This is a genomic window from Microcystis sp. M53602_WE12, assembly GCF_030065455.1.
Taxonomy (GTDB): Bacteria; Cyanobacteriota; Cyanobacteriia; order Cyanobacteriales; family Microcystaceae; genus Microcystis; species Microcystis aeruginosa.
On the sequence record NZ_JASJFB010000712.1, the window covers coordinates 1 to 5113 of the forward strand.

Below are 5113 nucleotides of genomic sequence, written 5' to 3' on the forward strand. Positions count from 1 at the left end.
AATTAGCCGATTATTACACTCAATCGCTGCCGAAAGGGCCGGCCCTTGATTTTTGTAAGATTCCCCTCGCTTTAGCCCATGGCACTCTCGAAGTCCTAGCTTTAGGTAAGGAAAAACTCAGCCGCAGCGATGTCATCGCTTTGGTACAACAAATTACCCGATAGAAGAAATCAAAATTAAAATTGCCCACGATCGCTCTTCCAAAGTCAGGAATCACAAGCGTGGGCAACAAACCGGTGGTGTTCAGTAACTTAGAACAAACCGAGAGTTAAAGATATATCGATGGGGAAAGTGGCACCAATACCTAACCAAATCGTGACCACAGTACCAAATAGGAAGATAGCGGTAGCGACGGGACGACGGAAGGGATTTTGGAATTTATTGACGCTTTCAATAAAAGGAACTAACATCAAGCCTAGGGGAACGCCGGCCATGCAAGCGATACCTAAGAGTTTGTTAGGAAGAATACGGAGAATTTGGAAAACGGGATAAAGATACCACTCTGGCAGAATTTCTAGGGGAGTAGCGAAAGGATCGGCAGGTTCACCGATCATGGTGGGATCCATAATCGCTAAACCGGTGCAGAGTCCGATCGTACCAAAGATAACTACCGGGAAGACATAGAGTAGATCGTTAGGCCAAGCGGGTTCACCGTAGTAGTTGTGACCCATCCCTTTAGCCAACTTAGCGCGCAGAGCGGGATCGCTGAGATCGGGCTTTTTTAATGTGGACATGGATAATGTCTCCTAAAAATGATTTCGGATCGACAGAGATATTTTTCTGAATTATAGAGGCCCAGAAATGCCTTGTTTACGGATCATCAAGAAATGTAGCAACATGAAGACCGCGATCGACCAGGGTAGTACAAAGGTATGCAAGCTGTAGAAACGGGTTAAAGTTGCTTGACCGACGCTTTCGCTACCGCGCATCAGGGTGACGAGTTGATCACCGACGACGGGAATAGCAGCAGGTACACCGGAAACAATTTTAACCGCCCAGTAACCCACCTGATCCCAGGGTAAGGAGTAACCAGTGACACCGAAGCTAACGGTGATTACGGCCAGGACAACCCCAGTTACCCAGGTTAATTCCCGAGGTTTTTTGAATCCACCGGTCAGATAGACGCGGAAAACGTGCAGGATCATCATTAACACCATCATACTGGCGGACCAGCGATGGATAGAACGAATTAACCAGCCAAAGTTAACTTCGTTCATGATGTACTGTACGGAGGAGAGGGCTTCTGCTACGGTGGGTTTGTAGTAGAAGGTCATGGCGAAACCAGTGGCAAACTGGATCACGAAGCACACAAGGGTGATACCACCCAGACAGTAGAAGATATTGACGTGGGGGGGAACGTATTTGGTGCTGATATCATCAGCGATCCCTTGAATTTCTAAGCGTTCCTCAAACCATTGATAGGCTTTAGAATCCGTTACTTGTTTGGTAAACATCGCGTAACCAGTAAGAAAAATGAAAGATTTAAGGTGTGACCTTTAAAAAATGTAACACAGTTTTCAGGGCTAATTCTCGCTCCGGTCAGGTTTCTCCACTGGTGGGGATCAATCTGTGATCGCCAGTCCCGAAAAACGTAACTTCCTAAAATTTCCCTTAAAATGTCTCCTAGACTACAAAAAATCGGGCTAATTGTCCGACACTGGGAATAGGTAAGGTTGACAGCTAGTTACTGATTTGCTCACATTGACCTACATACGCCACTATTTAGGCGAACGTTTGTGACCCTAAGAAAAGCCGTTGAGCTATGGGGATTACATCCCAATACATTAAGAGAATATGCCGATGAAGGGAAAATCAAAAGTATCAAAAACGAAGCAGGGCAACGATTGTACGATGTCCAGTCTTACGTCAATGGTGCAGCTAGAGCTTCCCTTGTTTGCTACTGCCGAGTCAGTTCAATCAAGCAACGAGATGACCTTGAGAGACAAGTCAGCTTTATGCGCGGATTCTATCCAGAGGAAGAAATCATCAAAGACATCGATAGTGGGCTTAACTTCCAAAGAAAAGGACTTAGAGCCATACTGGACAGATGATTGTGGGGAAATAAACTCACAATTGTTATGTCCACACTGGACAGATTATGCCGATTTAGATTCGAGCTTATACAGTATATGGTCGAACAAAACGGTGGCAAAATCTTGGTTCTCGACCAAACTGTTCACAGTCCCGAATCAGAACTTACAGCAGACTTGTTATAAATACTTCACATCTTCTCTTGCCGAATGTCCAGACTCAGGAAGTACGCTCAAAAAATCAAAGAAAGTACGGATTTATCCAACAACAGAACAGAAGAAACTGATGAAACACTGGTGGGGAGTATCTCGGTTTGTCTTCAACCAAACCATTAAATATCTACAGGAACCAGGTAGAAAAGCTAATTGGAAGGCTATCAAGACGGGAATCATTAATGATTTACCAGAATGGGCTAAAGAAGTCCCCTACCAGATTAAATCAATAGCAGTCAAAGACGCTTGTGAAGCCGTTAAAAATGCTCAAAGAAAATATCAAAAAACTGGGGAAATCCAGAAAGTAAAATTCCCTTCCCGTAAAGATAAACAGCAATCCTGTTATATTCCTAAGTCAGCCATTTCAGCAAAAGGAATATATCACACAAAATTAGGGCAAATACGCTTCACCGAATCACTGCCCGACAATTTTGGGGATAGCCGATTAGTATCCAGAAATGGACAATACTATTTAGCTATTCCCCATGAGGTGCAACGATGGGAATCCGATAACCAAGGACGCATTGTCGCCCTAGACCCCGGTGTTAGAGATTTTCTGGCACTATTCTCGCCTAATAGTTTTGGCTCAATCGGGAGTCAGGATATAGGTAAAATCCAACGATTATGCTATCACCTTGATGATTTAATTTCTCGTTCTACCAAAGTTAATGCTAAAACCAGAAACCGTTATCGAAAAGCAGCTAATCGACTAAGAAATAAAATCAGGAATTTAGTAGATGAACTTCATCATCAAGTTGCTAGATTCCTAGTTGATAACTTTGATGTGATTCTTTTGCCTACTTTTGAAGTGTCAGAAATGGTTCTAAAAAATAGCAGGAAGATTCGCTCAAAATCTGTTAGACAGATGCTTAACTGGTCTCATTACCGATTTAAGCAATTTCTCAAGCATAAGGCTTTTGAGATGGGTAAATTAGTAATAGACTGCTGTGAAGCCTATACGTCGAAAACAGTTAGCTGGACTGGTGAATTAATACATAACTTAGGGGGAAAAAAAGTCATTAAATCCAAGATTGATGGCAAGAAGATGGATAGAGATATTAATGGCGCACGAGGAATTTTTCTTCGTGCTTTGGGAGATACCCCCTCTTTAAGAGACTCTCTTAGAGTGCATTGTTAATGTATGTTAGCAAAAAAGTATCGGTATGAAATGAGGTCAGTGTGCTATTAAATACCTACGATCCCGAAGGCTTCTACGACGAACTATTCTTAGATGATGGTCAACCTCGTCCCCACTCCTCCCCTTTAATCAAATGGTTGCAGAATCTGCCACCCCGAGAACTTCAACAACACCGGGAAACCGCTCAGTCGGCCCTGTTTGAATTGGGGGTGACTTTCAATGTCTATAGCGACAATCAAGGGGTAGAAAAAATCTTTCCTTTTGATATTATTCCCCGAATTGTCGCGGCTGAGGACTGGGATTATTTGGAAAGAGGACTGAAACAACGCATCAAAGCTCTCAATCTTTTTCTCTCCGATATCTACAATGACCAGTTAATCATTAAAGATGGCATTATTCCCCCCGAATTAATCGCCTCGGCGACGGGATTTCTGAAACCCTGTCTGGGACTGAAACCCGCCGGAGGTATCTGGTGTCACATCACGGGAACCGATTTAGTCCGCGATAAAGATGGTCAATGGTACGTTTTAGAGGATAATTTGCGGGTTCCTTCCGGTATTTCTTATGTCCTCGAAAATCGTCGGGTAATGAAAAGCACCTTCCCCGATATTTTCCAGACAATGAATGTTAAACCGGTGGATGATTATCCTTCCCATCTGTTGGAAACTCTCCTTAATTTAGCCCCACTCCAATTACCTAATCCCACCGTAGTGGTTTTGACCCCCGGAACCTATAATTCTGCCTACTTTGAACATTCTTTTATCGCCCAACAAATGGGGGTAGAATTAGTGGAAGGGCGTGATTTGGTCGTCTTTGATGGTTATCTACAAATGAAAACCACCAAGGGATTAAGACGGGTAGATGTGGTATATCGTCGCCTCGATGATGACTTTTTAGATCCGGCGGTTTTTCGTCCCGATTCGATGTTAGGTGTACCCGGATTATTAAAAGTTTTTCAGGAAGGCCGCGTCGCTTTAGCTAATGCTCCTGGTACGGGAGTCGCTGATGATAAGGTTATTTATGCTTTTGTCCCCGATATGATTCGTTATTATCTGGGAGAAGAAGCGATTTTAAATAACGTTCCCACCTATCTTTGTTGGCGAGAAAAGGACTTAGATTATGTCTTAAATAATCTCGATAAATTAGTTGTGAAAGCTGCCAATGAATCGGGAGGTTATGGGATGTTAGTTGGTTCTCAAGCTACCTCGAAAGAACGAGAAGAATTTGCCCCACGCATTGCCGCTAATCCCCGCAATTACATCGCTCAACCAGTGTTAAGTCTTTCTAGGGTTCCAACTTTAATTGACACGGAAATTGAAGGTCGTCATGTGGATTTACGTCCCTATATTCTCCATCGAGGCGATGAAATTTATGTGCATCCCGGGGGGTTAACTCGCGTTGCTTTGAAAAAGGGTTCTTTAGTGGTTAATTCTTCTCAAGGTGGTGGCAGTAAAGACACTTGGGTTCTCACCAAGTAATAAGGACAATCCTCAAAATTTTGGTGGGTTACGGCGAAAATTAAATCATCAGTCAACTGCGTAAATTATTGTCGCCTAACCCACCCTACCCTTTTCACTTTTTCCTGGTTAATTATGCTTAGTAGAGTTGCCTATTCAATTTATTGGTTAAATCGCTATCAGGACAATCATCAAAATTTTGGTGGGTTACGGCGAAAATTAAATCATCAGTCAACTGCGTAAATTATTGTCGCCTAACCCACCCTACCCTTTTC

At 43.1% G+C, this 5113-nt stretch carries 5 protein-coding genes and 1 pseudogene; 4 read left to right on the forward strand and 2 right to left on the reverse strand.

Annotated features, from left to right (window positions below):
- Positions 1-164: pseudogene (locus PX482_RS22130) on the forward strand (phytoene/squalene synthase family protein); the annotation flags it as partial.
- Between the two features lie 87 nt (positions 165-251).
- Here the strand turns inward: PX482_RS22130 and petD are convergent.
- Together petD and petB are read right to left on the reverse strand one after the other, a co-directional pair.
- Positions 252-734 (reverse strand): cytochrome b6-f complex subunit IV, encoded by a 483-nt coding sequence (petD, locus tag PX482_RS22135; protein ID WP_002738373.1) that lies wholly within the window; start codon positions 732-734, stop codon positions 252-254.
- 51 nt (positions 735-785) lie between these two features.
- A complete protein-coding gene (gene petB, locus PX482_RS22140; RefSeq protein WP_002738970.1) occupies positions 786-1454 on the reverse strand; it encodes a cytochrome b6 in 669 nt (222 codons plus the stop codon).
- A gap of 282 nt (positions 1455-1736) precedes the next feature.
- Between petB and PX482_RS27875 the strand changes: the two genes are divergently transcribed.
- The 3 genes from PX482_RS27875 (at position 1737) to PX482_RS22150 (ending at position 4859) form a co-directional block, all read left to right on the forward strand.
- Positions 1737-2051 (forward strand): recombinase family protein, encoded by a 315-nt coding sequence (locus PX482_RS27875; protein ID WP_002757607.1) that lies wholly within the window; start codon positions 1737-1739, stop codon positions 2049-2051.
- A gap of 94 nt (positions 2052-2145) precedes the next feature.
- Positions 2146-3381, forward strand: a complete 1236-nt coding sequence (locus tag PX482_RS22145; protein WP_353852111.1) for an RNA-guided endonuclease InsQ/TnpB family protein — start codon at positions 2146-2148, stop codon at positions 3379-3381.
- A gap of 41 nt (positions 3382-3422) precedes the next feature.
- The gene (locus tag PX482_RS22150; protein ID WP_002785395.1) at positions 3423-4859 is read left to right on the forward strand and encodes a circularly permuted type 2 ATP-grasp protein; all 1437 of its coding nucleotides are present in this window, start codon (positions 3423-3425) and stop codon (positions 4857-4859) included.
- The last annotated feature ends 254 nt before the right edge of the window (positions 4860-5113 follow it).